The sequence below is a fragment of the Pseudomonas sp. PDM05 genome, from assembly GCF_014851685.1.
Classification (GTDB): domain Bacteria; phylum Pseudomonadota; class Gammaproteobacteria; order Pseudomonadales; family Pseudomonadaceae; genus Aquipseudomonas.
Map to the genome: position 1 here is coordinate 82,893 of NZ_JACVAC010000004.1, position 13,851 is coordinate 96,743.

At 61.4% G+C, this 13,851-nt stretch carries 11 protein-coding genes and 2 pseudogenes; 9 read left to right on the top strand and 4 right to left on the bottom strand.

From position 1 onward, the window contains the following. Nucleotides 1–442: 442 nt before the first annotated feature. Complete coding sequence (locus IB241_RS10315; RefSeq protein ID WP_192298309.1) at nt 443–739, bottom strand: cell division protein ZapA; 297 nt, start codon at nt 737–739, stop codon at nt 443–445. After that, a complete protein-coding gene (locus tag IB241_RS10320; protein ID WP_124525484.1) occupies nt 736–966 on the bottom strand; it encodes a hypothetical protein in 231 nt (76 codons plus the stop codon). Before IB241_RS10320 ends, IB241_RS10315 begins: the two co-directional genes overlap by 4 nt. A gap of 333 nt (nt 967–1,299) precedes the next feature. Between IB241_RS10320 and IB241_RS27915 the strand changes: the two are divergent. The 6 genes and pseudogenes from IB241_RS27915 to trxC all read left to right on the top strand — a co-directional run. Beyond that, nucleotides 1,300–1,956: pseudogene (locus tag IB241_RS27915) on the top strand (MCP four helix bundle domain-containing protein); the annotation flags it as partial. A 303-nt stretch (nt 1,957–2,259) separates the two neighbouring features. After that, nucleotides 2,260–2,859 (top strand): annotated as a pseudogene (locus tag IB241_RS27920) (methyl-accepting chemotaxis protein); the annotation flags it as partial. 234 nt (nt 2,860–3,093) lie between these two features. Continuing rightward, the gene (locus tag IB241_RS10330) at nt 3,094–4,836 is read left to right on the top strand and encodes a potassium/proton antiporter (RefSeq protein ID WP_192298311.1); all 1,743 of its coding nucleotides are present in this window, start codon (nt 3,094–3,096) and stop codon (nt 4,834–4,836) included. Between the two features lie 50 nt (nt 4,837–4,886). Then, on the top strand, nt 4,887–8,225 hold the full coding sequence (mscK, locus tag IB241_RS10335) for a mechanosensitive channel MscK (RefSeq protein WP_192298312.1): 3,339 nt from the start codon (nt 4,887–4,889) through the stop codon (nt 8,223–8,225). A 48-nt stretch (nt 8,226–8,273) separates the two neighbouring features. After that, nucleotides 8,274–9,737: a protein adenylyltransferase SelO gene (gene selO, locus IB241_RS10340; protein WP_192298313.1), complete on the top strand. Its 1,464-nt coding sequence runs from the start codon at nt 8,274–8,276 to the stop codon at nt 9,735–9,737. Nucleotides 9,738–9,762: 25 nt separating this feature from the next. Continuing rightward, nucleotides 9,763–10,197 (top strand): thioredoxin TrxC, encoded by a 435-nt coding sequence (trxC, locus tag IB241_RS10345; protein ID WP_192298314.1) that lies wholly within the window; start codon nt 9,763–9,765, stop codon nt 10,195–10,197. A 100-nt stretch (nt 10,198–10,297) separates the two neighbouring features. Here the strand turns inward: trxC and IB241_RS10350 are convergent, their stop codons facing one another. Next, a complete protein-coding gene (locus tag IB241_RS10350) occupies nt 10,298–10,513 on the bottom strand; it encodes a DUF6124 family protein (RefSeq protein WP_192298315.1) in 216 nt (71 codons plus the stop codon). Nucleotides 10,514–10,966: 453 nt separating this feature from the next. After that, nucleotides 10,967–11,737 (bottom strand): ParA family protein, encoded by a 771-nt coding sequence (locus tag IB241_RS10355; protein ID WP_071482694.1) that lies wholly within the window; start codon nt 11,735–11,737, stop codon nt 10,967–10,969. Nucleotides 11,738–12,085: 348 nt separating this feature from the next. Between IB241_RS10355 and IB241_RS10360 the strand changes: the two genes are divergently transcribed. Genes IB241_RS10360 through IB241_RS10370 form a run of 3 tightly spaced genes read left to right on the top strand, consistent with a single transcriptional unit; the run spans nt 12,086 to nt 13,843 of the window. Then, complete coding sequence (locus tag IB241_RS10360; protein ID WP_192298316.1) at nt 12,086–12,802, top strand: beta-ketoacyl synthase chain length factor; 717 nt, start codon at nt 12,086–12,088, stop codon at nt 12,800–12,802. Further along, nucleotides 12,781–13,596 (top strand): lysophospholipid acyltransferase family protein, encoded by an 816-nt coding sequence (locus IB241_RS10365; RefSeq protein ID WP_192298317.1) that lies wholly within the window; start codon nt 12,781–12,783, stop codon nt 13,594–13,596. Before IB241_RS10360 ends, IB241_RS10365 begins: the two co-directional genes overlap by 22 nt. Continuing rightward, the gene (locus IB241_RS10370) at nt 13,571–13,843 is read left to right on the top strand and encodes a phosphopantetheine-binding protein (RefSeq protein WP_192298318.1); all 273 of its coding nucleotides are present in this window, start codon (nt 13,571–13,573) and stop codon (nt 13,841–13,843) included. The genes IB241_RS10365 and IB241_RS10370 overlap by 26 nt, the downstream gene beginning before the upstream one ends. Nucleotides 13,844–13,851: the final 8 nt, after the last annotated feature.

Genomic DNA, 13,851 nt, shown 5'->3' on the forward strand with positions numbered 1-13,851 from the left:
AAAAGAACAGACCTGTAAGAGTTGACAGGTGCGCCTTGAGCTATTGCCCCTTAGTATCTTTGAACCGGATGGTTGTCTTGGTTTTCGTTCGGCACACGCCATTGGGCCAATCTAGAACGGAGATAACCTTCATGAGTGTCGTCGGCAAAGTCCACGCTTACATGGGCGGCAAGCAACTTCTGGGGGACGTAGTTCCCAAGAGTGAGTTTGCAACGCATATCCAGAGAGGTGACACATACAAAACGGGTGTGAACACCTACCTAGTACTCGAAAAACACTGGCACTTACTTCCCAGCAGCTCGAATGCAGAGATCACGCTAACAGTTGTCACGGTGGAGGGGCTGCCCCATTGATGACGGGCTAACCTATTCTTAGCCCATCATCGAATGAATAAATGACGCCACCAACATGGCGTCATTTATTCATTCTTGAGCCCGGGCATTTAGTCACCTTGCCCGACAGCTCGTGAGATCACCTCGACCGTGGCGCTGACTTGCTCTTGGTAACGGTCGAGTTCCTCCTGGTGCGCCTGCTGCATTTCGATCTGTTCGGCGCACAGGTTCAACGCCGCCAGCACCAGTAACTTGTCCCCGATCAGGGTCGGGTACTTTTTCTTGGTGGTGGCCAGGGAGGCCTTGAGCATGGTCACGGCGTGCATCAGGGTTTTGTCTTCCCCGGCTGGCGCCTTGATCGAGTAATCCTCGCCGAGAATCGAAACGACCTTTATCCCTTCATTCATGCGCCGACCGGACCTGCGCTCACACGCTCAACCAACGCTTGGATACGGGCGGCGGTGGCGCCTTGTTTTTCTTCCTGTTCCATCAGGCTCAGTTGCAGGCTGTCGTTCTCATCCTTGGCGCGAGCCAGTTCGGCCTTGAGGGATTCGTTGCTGCCCAACAGATCCTGGTTCTGCTGTACCAGGTCGCTGACCAGTTGTTCCAATTGGCTGAGGGATGCTTCTAACATTTTGATTTCTCGGGCTTTTTCAAAGGGCGGTGACGATAAAGAAAATTCACCTCGGATGCCAGGGTTATCCCCGGCGCGCAGCCTGATTATTCAGGGCCGGGCCGCGCTTTCGAGCCTTAGTGACTGCAATTCGCCCATCTGGTTCCTGAACCTCGTCGGATGCGACAAAAACGCACAGCCCCCTTTAGACTTTAGTCGTACGACCGATAGAGAGGCACACCCCGTATCACGCCCGCACGGATCGCGCTTCTCCCCCAGGATTCCAGCATGTCCCTTCGTAATATGAATATCGCGCCGCGCGCCTTTCTTGGCTTCGCGTTTATCGGCGCACTCATGTTGTTTCTCGGCGTGTTCGCCTTGAACCAGATGAGCAAGATCCGTGGCGCCGCCGAAGACATCACCCTGTCCAGCGTGCCGAGCATTCGCGCACTGGATGAGTTCACCCAGCTGACCCTGCGCCTGCGCGTCCTGTCCTACCGTTTGCTGACCAACCGCGAGCCGGACGTGCAGCAGAAGACCCTGGAAACCTTTGAACTGCGCGACCAGCAGATCCGCGCCGCCCAGGGCATTTACGAAAAACTCATCGACAGCCGCGAAGAGCGCGCCGCCTATGACGAGTACGTCACCTTGCTCGGCCAGTACCGTCAGATCGAAACGCGCATGAAGAGCCTGTCCCAGGCCAATCAGGTGGAAGCCCTGCGCACCCTGATCAACACCGAGCTGCTGAGCAACTCCGAGCAGGTCAACGCCGTGCTGGCACGCCTGCTGGACATCAACAACAAGATGGCCCTGGTCACCAATCAGCAAGCCAAGGATCAATACGACCTGGCTTTCGACCTGGTGGTAGGCCTGCTGGTACTGGCCACCGCGCTGACTGTACTGTTCGCCTGGCTGCTGACCCGCAGCATCACCGTGCCTATCGCCCAGGCCCTGGAAGCCGCCGAAGAAGTCGCCGAAGGCAACCTGACGCGCCCGATCAAGGTCGACGGCAACGACGAAGCCGGCCGCCTGCTGGCCGCCATGGCCAAGATGCAGGACAAACTGCGCGACACCCTGCAACGCATCGCCGGGTCCGCCACCCAACTCGCCTCGGCCGCCGAAGAGCTGAACGCCGTCACCGACGAAAGCGCCCGTGGCCTGACCCAGCAAAACAACGAGATCGAACAAGCCGCCACCGCCGTCAATGAAATGACCAGCGCCGTCGAAGAAGTCGCGCGCAATGCCGTAAGCACCTCCGAAGCCTCGCGCAACGCCACCACCTCGGCCGGTGACGGGCGTGATCTGGTGCAGGAAACCGTCAGCGCCATCGAACGCATGAGCGGTGATGTGCAAGCCACCGCCACATTGATTGGCGACCTGGCCAATGAGTCGCGGGACATCGGCAAGGTACTGGACGTGATTCGCGGCCTCGCCGACCAGACCAACCTGCTGGCCCTCAACGCCGCCATCGAAGCCGCCCGCGCCGGTGAAGCCGGACGTGGTTTCGCGGTGGTCGCCGATGAAGTGCGCGCCCTGGCACATCGTACCCAGCAATCCACCAGCGAGATCGAGCGGATGATCGGCAGCATCCAGGCCGGCACCGAACACGCGGTGGATTCGATGCGCAACAGCACCGAGCGTGCGGAATCGACGCTGAACATCGCCAAAGGTGCAGGGATGTCGCTGGATACCATCAACACTGCGATTGTCGAGATCAACGAGCGCAACCTGGTGATCGCCAGCGCCGCGGAAGAACAGGCGCAGGTGGCGCGGGAAGTGGACCGCAACCTGGTGAATATCCGCGATCTGTCGGTGCAATCGGCGACGGGCGCCAACCAGACCAGTGCGGCGAGCAGTGAGTTGTCGCGATTGGCGGTGGATTTGAATGGGATGGTCGGCCGTTTCCGCCTCTAACTGACACACCTCGGCCAAAAATGTGGGAGCGGGCTTGCTCGCGAAAGCGGTGTATCAGTCGCCAGGTGTATCGACTGGCACACCGCTTTCGCGAGCAAGCCCGCTCCCACATTGGATCTTCGCCAACCTGCAAAAGCTTTTTGACAGCGCAGCAATTCAACAGGTTAGAATCGCTGGCACGCAGACTGCATGGTCAGTTTGCGCCCCGTCTTGTTTGCCCATGGAGTACTGCCTTTGAATGCGACGACCATCAACAGCCTGTTCTTGATCGGCGCGTTGCTGGTGAGTGCGAGCATTCTGGTGAGTTCTCTTTCGTCCCGCCTGGGGATTCCGATCCTGGTGATCATCCTGGCCGTGGGCATGGTTGCCGGTGTCGATGGCGGCGGCATCATCTTTGACAATTACCCGACCGCCTACCTGGTGGGCAACCTCGCACTGGCCGTGATCCTGCTCGACGGCGGCTTGCGCACCCGGGTGGCGAGTTTCCGCGTGGCACTCTGGCCAGCGTTGTCGCTGGCCACGGTGGGGGTGTTGATTACCACCGGCCTCACCGGCATGGCCGCGGCCTGGCTGTTCGACCTCAATATCATCCAGGGCTTGTTGATTGGCGCGATTGTCGGCTCGACCGACGCCGCCGCCGTGTTCTCGCTGCTGGGCGGCAAGGGCCTCAACGAACGGGTGACCGCCAGCCTGGAGATCGAGTCCGGCAGCAACGACCCGATGGCGGTGTTTCTCACCGTCACCCTGATCGACATGCTCGCCAGCGGCCAGACCGGCCTGCACTGGAGCCTGCTGACCCACCTGGTACGCGAATTCGGCATCGGCGGCGTCGTCGGCCTCGGGGGCGGCTGGCTGATGCTGCAAATGGTCAACCGCATCAACCTGGCCACCGGCCTGTACCCGATCCTGGTGATCGCCGGCGGCCTGTTCGTCTTCGCCGTGACCAACGCCCTGCACGGCAGCGGCTTCCTCGCCGTGTACCTGTGCGGCCTGGTGATCGGCAACCGGCCGGTGCGCAGCCGTCATGGCATTTTGCATATGCTCGACGGCATGGCCTGGCTCGCACAGATCGGCATGTTCCTGGTGCTGGGCCTGCTGGTCACGCCCCATGACCTGCTGCCGATTGCCCTGCCGGCCCTGGGCCTGGCGCTATGGATGATCCTGTTTGCGCGGCCGCTGTCGGTGATCGTCGGCCTGCTGCCGTTCAAGGCGTTCCACGGCCGCGAAAAAGCCTTTATCGCCTGGGTAGGCCTGCGCGGCGCGGTGCCGATCATTCTCGCGGTGTTCCCGCTGATGGCCGGCCTGCCCCACGCGCAGCTGTACTTCAACCTGGCGTTCTTTATCGTGCTGGTCTCGCTGCTGGTGCAGGGCACGAGCCTGCCGTGGGTGGCCAAGCTGCTCAAGGTCACCGTACCACCGGACCCGGCGCCGATTTCCCGCGCGGCCCTGGAAGTGCACGTCACCAGCGAGTGGGAGCTGTTCGTCTACCGCCTGGGTGCCGAGAAATGGTGCATCGGCGCCGCCCTGCGCGAGCTGAAAATGCCCGAGGGCACGCGGATCGCCGCACTGTTCCGTGGCCAGCAACTGCTCCACCCGTCGGGTAGTACGGTGCTGGAAGTCGGCGACTTGCTCTGCGTGATCGGCCACGAACACAACCTGCCGGCCCTGGGCAAACTGTTCAGCCAGGCGCCGCAACGCGGCCTCGACCTGCGCTTCTTCGGCGACTTCGTCCTCGAAGGCGACGCCCAGCTGGGCGCAGTTTCCGCCCTGTACGGCCTGAAACTGGAAGGCATCGACCCAGACATGCCGCTGAGCAGCTTCATCACCCAGAAAGTCGGCGGCGCGCCCATCGTCGGCGACCAGGTGGAATGGAACAACACCATCTGGACCGTCGCGGTCATGGACGGGAACAAGATCGGCAAAGTGGGCGTCAGATTCCCCGAAGGAAGTCGCCCGGGCCCCGGACTCTTCCTCTAAACTGCGGGGCGACAACACCCCCGATTCTTCACCTTGCTCGACCGGTCTCTATGCCAATCCTGCGCTCGTTTCTCGCCACTGCCCTGCTGGGCCTGACCCTTTGTGTCGGCACCGTTCACGCGGCCGACCCGCCCAGCGCCGACGCCATCCAGCAAACCCTGGACAAGCTGCCCGACCGCAAGCTGCCCGACGCCGACATGAAGGCCTTGCAGACCATCCTGCAACAGACCCTGACGTACCTGGGCAACAAGCAGGATTACGAGCAGCGTCTGGTGGACCTCAAGCGCCAGCTGGGCGACGCGCCGCGCCAGACCGCCGAAAACCAGCGTGAACTGACCCGGCTCAAGGCCACCAAGGTCATCCCGGTGGCCCAGCGCTACGCCAGCCTGCCGGTGCCGCAGCTCGAACAATTGCTGGTGCAGCGCACCACCCAGCAAGGCGACCTGCAAAAAGAGCTGGCCGAAGCCAACAGCCTGAGCATCGCCGCCCAGACCCGCCCCGAGCGCGCCCAGACCGAAATCAGCAACAGCCAGACGCGCATCCTGCAGATCAACTCGACCCTCAAGGCTGGCAAAGACAACGGCAAGACCCTCAGCGCCGACCAGCGCAACCAGCTCAACGCCGAACTTGCCGCGCTCAACGCGCTGATCCCGCTGCGCCGCCAGGAACTGGCCGGCAACAGCCAACTGCAAGACCTGGGCAACAGCCAGCATGACCTGGTGATGGAAAAGACCGCGCGCCTGGAACAAGAGATCCAGGACCTGCAAACCCTGATCAACCAGAAACGTCTGGCACAGTCGCAACAGACCGTCACCCAGCAATCCATCGAAGCGCAGAAAGCCGGGGGCAGCAGCCTGCTGGCCACCGAAAGCGCGGCCAACCTGAAGCTGTCCGACTACCTGCTCAAAAGCACCGACCGCCTCAACGACCTGACCCAGAAAAACCTGCAGACCAAGCAGCAACTGGACACCGTGACCCAGAGCGATGCCGCCCTGGACGAGCAGATCAACGTGCTCAAGGGCAGCCTGCTGCTGTCCAAGATCCTCTACAAACAGAAGCAGGCCCTGCCGCGCCTCACCGTGGACCGCGACCTGGCGGACGACATCGCCAACATTCGCCTGTACCAGTTCGAGGTCAACCAACAGCGTGAGCTGATCAGTTCCCCGAGCGCGTATGTGGATAACCTGCTGGCGAACCAGTCGCCGGAAGACGTCACCCCGCAACTGCGCCGCACCCTGCTGGAACTGGCGATCACCCGCAGCGACCTGCTGGAGCGCCTTAGCCGTGAGCTGAGTGCGCTGCTGAATGAATCGATCACCCTGCAACTCAACCAGAAACAACTGCTGAGCACCGCCACCACCTTGCGCGCGACGCTGGATGAGCAGATGTTCTGGATCCCCAGCAACAAGCCGCTGGACACCGAGTGGCTGGAAACCGTACCGGCGAACCTGAGCAAGCAAATCACCACCCTGCCCTGGGCTTCCAGCGTCAGCGAGTTGTATGACGGCCTGACCCAGCGGCCGCTGCTGTTCCTGCCGTTGCTGCTGTTGATCGGCGCACTGCTGTGGCGGCGTAAAAACCTGTATCAGCGTCTGAACAAAGTCCATCAGGACATCGGCCACTTCAAGCGCGACAGCCAGTGGCATACGCCCCAGGCGATCCTGATCAATATCCTGCTGGCGATGCCGGTATCCCTGGGCCTGGCGCTATGCGGCTATGCCTTGCAGATCGACGCCCGCGGGCAAAACGCCAACCTGGGCGCTGCGCTGTTGCAGATCGCCCAGGCGTGGATGGTGTTCTACACCGCCTATCGCATCCTGGCGCCCGGCGGCGTGGCGGAGCTGCACTTTCGCTGGGAGAAACCCCAGGTCGAGTTCCTGCAAGGCTGGGTGCGCAAACTCGGCCTGGTGGTACTGGCCCTGGTGGCCGTGGTGGCCATCGCCGAGCACCAACCGGCGGCGCTGGCCGACGATGTGCTGGGCATCGGCGTGGTGCTGCTGTGCTACGCCTTGATGGCCTGGCTGCTGGGCCGCCTGTTGCTGCATAGCCCCACGCACGAAAAGGCCTCGCTGTTCCGCAAAACCGTGGGCGTGCTGTTTACCGCGCTGCCCATCGCACTGTTTATCGCCGTGTGCTTCGGCTACTACTACACCGCGCTCAAGCTCAGCGACCGCTTGATCAACACCCTGTACCTGCTGATGTTCTGGCTGGTGATCGAAGCCACTTTCGTCCGTGGCCTGGGTGTTGCCGCACGGCGCCTGGCCTATGCCCGCGCCCTGGCCAAACGCCAGGCGGCCAAGGAAGCCGGCGACGGCGAAGCGGTGATCGAAGAACCGACCCTGGACATCGAGCAGGTCAACGAACAGTCGATGCGCCTGATCCGCCTGGCCCTGCTCGGCGGCTTCATCGCGGCGCTGTACTGGGTGTGGAAGGACCTGATCACGGTGTTCTCCTACCTGGACAACGTGACCCTCTACGAATACACCAGCGGCACAGGTGCCAATATCAGCATGGTGCCCATCAGTATCGGCGACTTGCTGGGGGCTTCGATCATTGTCGGCATTACCTTTGCCCTGGCACGCAACCTGCCGGGCTTGCTGGAAGTGTTGGTGCTGTCCAAGCTGGACCTGGCCCAGGGCAGCGCGTACGCGACGACCACATTGCTCTCCTACGTGATTGCCGGCGTCGGCTTTGTGTCTACGCTGTCCACCCTCGGCGTGAGCTGGGACAAGTTGCAATGGCTGGTGGCGGCGCTGTCGGTGGGGTTGGGCTTCGGCATGCAGGAGATCTTCGCCAACTTTATCTCCGGCATCATGATCCTGTTCGAACGCCCGGTGCGGATCGGCGACACCATCACCATCGGCAACCTGTCGGGCACGGTGAGCAAGATCCGCATCCGCGCCACCACGATCACCGACTTTGACCGCAAGGACATCATCGTCCCGAACAAGACCTTCATCACCGGGCAGTTGATCAACTGGTCGCTGACCGACACCATCACCCGTGTGACCCTGAAACTGGGCGTGGACTACGGCTCGGATCTGGATCTGGTGAAGGAATTGCTGCTCAAGGCCGCCCGGGAAAACCCACGGGTGCTGAAGGAACCGGAACCTCATGTCTACTTCCTCAACTTCGGCGAAAGCACCCTCGACCACGAACTGCGCATGCACGTGCGCGACCTCGGTGACCGCAACCCGGTGATCGACGAGGTGAACCGCTTTATCAACCGCGAGTTCAAGAACCACCACATCAACATCTCGTTCCGCCAGATGGAGGTCTACCTCAAGAACCTCCACGGCCAGGAATACAAACTGGTGGAAGTCGACAGCCCGGCCAAGCCCGCCAACGACGGCGGCGTCACCGAACCGCCGCCGAGCAAACTCGACTAACCGCGTTATCCCCAGCAGAATGCTCGGACATTCTGCTGGAGATGGCCGGTGAAAGCCCTCGACGAACTGACCTTCGACAATCGCTTCGCACGCTTGGGCGACGCGTTCTCAACCCACGTTTTGCCCGAACCCCTCGATGCCCCCCGACTGGTGGTCGCAAGCCCTGCCGCCATGGCCCTGCTCGACCTCGACCCGGCCGTGGCCGAAACACCGGTGTTCGCCGAACTGTTCGGCGGGCACAAGCTGTGGGCAGAAGCGGAGCCGCGGGCGATGGTCTATTCCGGGCATCAGTTCGGCGGCTATACCCCACAGCTCGGTGATGGTCGCGGGTTGTTACTGGGCGAGGTGTACAACGCGGCCGGCGAGCATTGGGATTTGCACCTCAAGGGCGCCGGGCAGACGCCCTACTCGCGCATGGGCGATGGGCGTGCGGTACTGCGCTCTTCGATTCGTGAATTCCTCGCCTCTGAAGCGCTGCATGCGCTGGGCATCCCGAGCAGTCGTGCACTGTGCGTGATCGGCTCCGACACCCCGGTGTGGCGCGAGAAACAGGAACGTGGCGCGATGGTCTTGCGCATGGCGCCCAGCCATATCCGCTTTGGGCATTTCGAATACTTTTACTACACCAAAAAGCCCGAGCAGCAGGCGCTTTTGGCCGAGCACGTACTGAATCTTCACTACCCTGAATGCCGCGAACAGCCTGAGCCGTACCTGGCGATGTTCCGTGAAATCGTCGAGCGCAACGCCGAGCTGATTGCCAAATGGCAGGCCTATGGCTTCTGCCACGGGGTGATGAACACCGACAACATGTCGATCCTGGGCATCACCTTCGACTTTGGGCCGTTTGCCTTCCTGGATGATTTTGACGCGCACTTCATCTGCAACCATTCGGATCATGAAGGGCGTTACTCCTTCAGCAACCAGGTGCCGATCGGCCAGTGGAACCTGAGCGCATTGGCGCAGGCGTTGACGCCGTTTATCAGTGTGGATGCGTTGAAAGAAGCGCTTGGCCTGTACCTGCCGCTGTATCAGGCGAACTACCTGGACTTGATGCGCCGCCGGCTGGGCCTCACCACCGCTGAAGATGACGACCAGAAACTGGTGGAGCGCCTGCTGAAGCTGATGCAGAACAGCGGCGTGGATTACACCCTGTTCTTCCGCCGCCTTGGCGATGAGTCGGCGGCGCTGGCCGTGGCGAAGCTGCGTGATGATTTTGTCGACATGGCCGGGTTTGACGCCTGGGCCGACATGTACAAGGCCCGCGTTGAACGGGACGGGGATTACAGCCAGGAACAGCGCCGCGCACGGATGCACGCGGTGAACCCGCTGTACCTCCTGCGCAACTACCTGGCGCAGAACGCCATCACCGCTGCCGAGTCCGGGGACTACAGTGAAGTGCAGCGGCTGCATGAGGTGCTGAGCAAGCCGTTTGAAGAACAGCCGGGGATGGAGCAATACGCGCAGCGGCCGCCGGATTGGGGTAAACATTTGGAGATTAGTTGTTCGTCGTAACCTTTCAATTACTGTAGGAGCCCTCATGTCCAACCCTCTCGTCATCCCCTGCCCTCACTGCAACGGCCTCAACCGCATCCCCGGCGAACGCCTGGGCGACGCGCCCAAGTGCGGGCGCTGCAAGCAGCCAGTCTTACTGAGCAAGCCTTTCGAGCTGAAGCAAGGCGACTACGCCAGCCAGATCAAAGGAGACTTGCCGCTGCTGGTGGACGTGTGGGCCGACTGGTGTGGGCCCTGCAAATCCTTTGCGCCGGTGTTTGAGCAGGCGGCGGGGCAACTGGAGGGTAAGTGCCGGTTGGCCAAACTGGACAGTGAGGCCAATCAGCAGCTGTCGGCGCAGTTGGGGATTCGTTCGATTCCTAGCTTGATCCTGTTCAAGAACGGCCGCGAAGTGGCGCGCCAGAGCGGGGCGTTCCCGTTGCCGCAGTTGATGGCCTGGCTGCGCAGCCAGGGCGTGTAACTCGGTCGAAATGTGGGAGCTGGCTTGCCTGCGATGACAGTGTTGAATTCACTACAGCTATCGCAGGCAAGCCAGCTCCCACATTGATCGCATTGCAGGTTCAGGCCAGTGGGGCTTCGCGGTCCATCATCTGGCCGACCAGCAGCACGCCCAGTTCGCTCAATTGGTGGATCGCCAAGGCCACGTCGCGGTGTTCGCCGGTGAGGTCGTTGGACAGGTTGAGCAGCAGGGTGCGCACGGAAGAGAAGGTTTCGTAGCTGTTGAGCACGAGGGTTTCGGTGGGGAGGTTGGGGGTGACGCAATAAACATTAGCCATGGATCGTCTCCTAAATGGAGCTGCAACCGACCGCTACTAAACAGAGGGTGGCAGCTGTACGCAGGTTAGTAGACCGGGAGACGCAACCGGCGCGCTCGAAAGCGCCCTCCGTACAGCCACCATAAAATGGAGAATTGCTGTACGCCTCAACACGGGCTACTAAACCCGATCACTGAACATTCAGCGACCGGCGAACCTTAAGAGACACCCCTCCAGACGCACAAGCCGGCGGATTCTGGCGTACGCGTAGGCAACGATACAAGGCTCATGCCCTATTGCCAGACCTGTCCTACAGCCTCTGTGGGACAAATCCAAATCCCTCTGCCGGAATGCAAAACAAATGTGGGAGCGGGCTTGCTCGCGAATGCGGTGGGCCAGTCAAAATACCTGTGACTGATACACCGCATTCGCGAGCAAGCCCGCTCCCACAGGGATTTTCAGTGATCTGTCAGATCAGGCGTTTTCCAGCAAGTTATGCAACTCCACAAACTGCTGGGTCAGCTTGTGCCGTGGGTCCAGGTGGATCAGCGGCTTGCTCTCCTGGTGCGACTCACGCATGCGCACGGAGCTGGCCAGGTACACCGGCAGCACCGGCAACCCCTCGGCAATCAACTCGTCGAGCATCTGCTGCGGCAGGCTCGCCCGGGCCTGGAACTGGTTGACCACGATACCTTCCACTTCAAGGCCTTCGTTGTGGTCTTCCTTCAACTCTTCGATTTCCGCCAGCAGGCCGTACAGGGCCTGACGCGAGAAACTGTCGCAATCGAAGGGGATCAGCACGCGATCAGCGGCAATCAGCGCTGAAACCGCATAAAAATTCAGGGCTGGCGGGGTGTCCAGGTAAATCCGGTCGTAGTCTTCGCTCAGCTCGTCCAACAACTTTCGCAGCTTGTTGATCTTGTGCTTGGCCTCAAGCTTGGGCTGCAAGTCCGCCAGCTCGGCGGTGGCGGTGATCACGTGGAGGTTATCGAAGGGGGTTTCGTAGATGTCCACCTGGTTTTTCTTGGAAAACGGCCCGGAAGACAGGGTTTGCTTGAAGAAATCCGCGATCCCCATGGGGATGTCGTTGCCGGTCAGCCCGGTGAGGTACTGGGTTGAATTGGCTTGTGCATCGAGGTCCACCAACAGGGTTCGATAGCCTTCGCTGGCGCTGACTGCCGCCAGGTTGCAGGCGATGCTGGACTTGCCCACACCGCCTTTTTGATTGAACACCACACGCCGCATGGAAAAACCTCCGTGTATCAATGAATGTCCGAGTGTAGAGGGCAAAAGCGCCTGTTAGCTACCTCGTTCATCCATGCATTGCTGCATCACGGGCGATTGGCGCGCGGACTGTCATCCATCGCCGACAAATGAAACAGAACGAACCGACAATCCAACCGGACCTGCGGTAACGGACAATCTGTAAATCTTTCCAACACATTTGTAATCAGCCTTGAACAATTCATTACCAAAGTTTGCTAGAACCCCACGGCACCGGGATAATGCGCGCCATTCGGCCATTGCTCCCTGTCCCGGTATTCGGGGCCAACAGCCGCACATGGAAGCCCGCAGGGGCGGGATAACCTCTCAGTGATCAATTTCAATATCGCCCAATGGCGGGCCTGGGCCCCAGGTCTCGACAGCGCGCAGGACTGGCACACCTGGTGCCAGGCCCCGGTGTTGCTGCCAGCCAGCGAAGCCTCCCCCGACGTGTCGTTCCTGCCGGCCATGCAGCGCCGTCGCCTCAGCCGCCTGGCGCGCATGGCGTTCAGCGTCGGCTGGCCATTGGCCGAAGGCCTGCAGGATCTGCCGCTGGTGTTCATCTCCCGGCATGGCGAAACCCCGCGCACCCTCGACATCCTCAGCGACCTGGCCAACGACCAGCCCCTGTCGCCGACCCAGTTCAGCCTGTCGGTGCATAACGCGGTGATTGGCCTGTGGTCGATCCTGCGCAATGAAACCAGCGAAATGACCGCCCTCGCCGCCGCCGGCGATGGCCTGGAGCACGGCGTGCTCGAAGCCGCCGCGCTGCTCAACGAAGGCGCCCCGGCGGTGTTGCTGGTGATCACCGAAGAACAGCCGCCCGCCGCCTACGCCAGCTGGATCAAAGACGTGCCATTCCCCTACGCCCTCGGCCTGTTGCTGACACCGGGCGACGAGTGGCAGCTGGAACTGCACACCGGCACTGTCCAACCCACTCAAACCCAGTGGCCCCATGCCCTGAACCTGCTGCGCACCCTGCTCACCGAGCAGGGCGCCTGCCAACATGCCTGGAAGAACCGCGTATGGAACTGGCAACGCAAGTAATGACCGACAAGCCACGGCAGGCCTACTACTGGCGCCTGTTCGCGACCGCCATCAGCTTCCTGACCTTTGGCATCGGCGGCCTGTGCCTGCGTTTGCTGGTATTCCCGCTGCTCAGTTGCCTGCCGGGCGATGCCAAGCAGCATCAACGGCGCGCCCGCCACACCATCAGTTGCCTGTTCTGGTTTTTCATTCGCCTGATGTACCGCCTGGGCATCCTCACCTACAGCGTCGAAGGTGCGGAAAAACTCGGCCGCCCAGGCCAGATGATCGTTGCCAACCACCCGTCGCTGATCGATGTGGTGTTTCTGATCGGCCTGATGCGCCAGACCAACTGCGTGGTCAAGCAGAGCCTGTTCCAGAACCCGTTCATGCGTGGCCCGGTGCGCGACGCGGGCTACATCAGCAATGACGGCAGCGCCGACATGCTCGACGCCGCCGCCGACGCCCTGCGCGACGGCCAGACCCTGATCATTTTCCCCGAAGGCACCCGCACCACACCCGGTGCCGCGCCCGCCTTTCATCGCGGCGCCGCCGCCATTGCCCTGCGCGGTGCGACAATCGTCACCCCGGTGGTGATCAAGGTCAGCCCCACGACCCTGACCAAGGCCGAACCCTGGTATCGCATCCCAAAACGCCGCTTTCACTTCAGTTTGCGCGTGGGTGCCGATATAGAACCACAGGCGTTCGCCACACTGGGGCCCGCGCCCCAGGCTTCACGCAAGCTCAACGATTACCTGCACGACTATTTTATTAAGGAGCTCGCCGAAGATGAGCAACCGAGACACACGCCTTGAGCAAGAAATAAAGGCGCTGATCATCGAGGCCCTGGGCCTTGAAGACATCAGCGTCGACGACATCGGTAGCGACCAAACCCTGTTCGGCGAAGGCCTGGGCCTGGACTCGGTAGACGCCCTGGAGTTGGGCCTGGCGATCCAGAAAAAGTACGGCATCAAGATCGATGCCGACGCCAAGGACACCCGCAATCACTTCACCGACGTGGCCAGCCTTGCGGCGTTCGTCACGGCCCGACAGGCAGCTTGAGACCGTAC

Coding starts and splice junctions, on each gene's coding strand:
- IB241_RS10355 (WP_071482694.1), bottom strand. CDS start 11,737: ATGCGGCGTGTGGTGTTCAATCAAAAAGGCGGTGTGGGCAAGTCCAGC.
- IB241_RS10315 (WP_192298309.1), bottom strand. CDS start 739: ATGAATGAAGGGATAAAGGTCGTTTCGATTCTCGGCGAGGATTACTCG.
- IB241_RS10350 (WP_192298315.1), bottom strand. CDS start 10,513: ATGGCTAATGTTTATTGCGTCACCCCCAACCTCCCCACCGAAACCCTC.
- trxC (WP_192298314.1), top strand. CDS start 9,763: ATGTCCAACCCTCTCGTCATCCCCTGCCCTCACTGCAACGGCCTCAAC.
- mscK (WP_192298312.1), top strand. CDS start 4,887: ATGCCAATCCTGCGCTCGTTTCTCGCCACTGCCCTGCTGGGCCTGACC.
- IB241_RS10320 (WP_124525484.1), bottom strand. CDS start 966: ATGTTAGAAGCATCCCTCAGCCAATTGGAACAACTGGTCAGCGACCTG.
- IB241_RS10365 (WP_192298317.1), top strand. CDS start 12,781: ATGGAACTGGCAACGCAAGTAATGACCGACAAGCCACGGCAGGCCTAC.
- IB241_RS10370 (WP_192298318.1), top strand. CDS start 13,571: ATGAGCAACCGAGACACACGCCTTGAGCAAGAAATAAAGGCGCTGATC.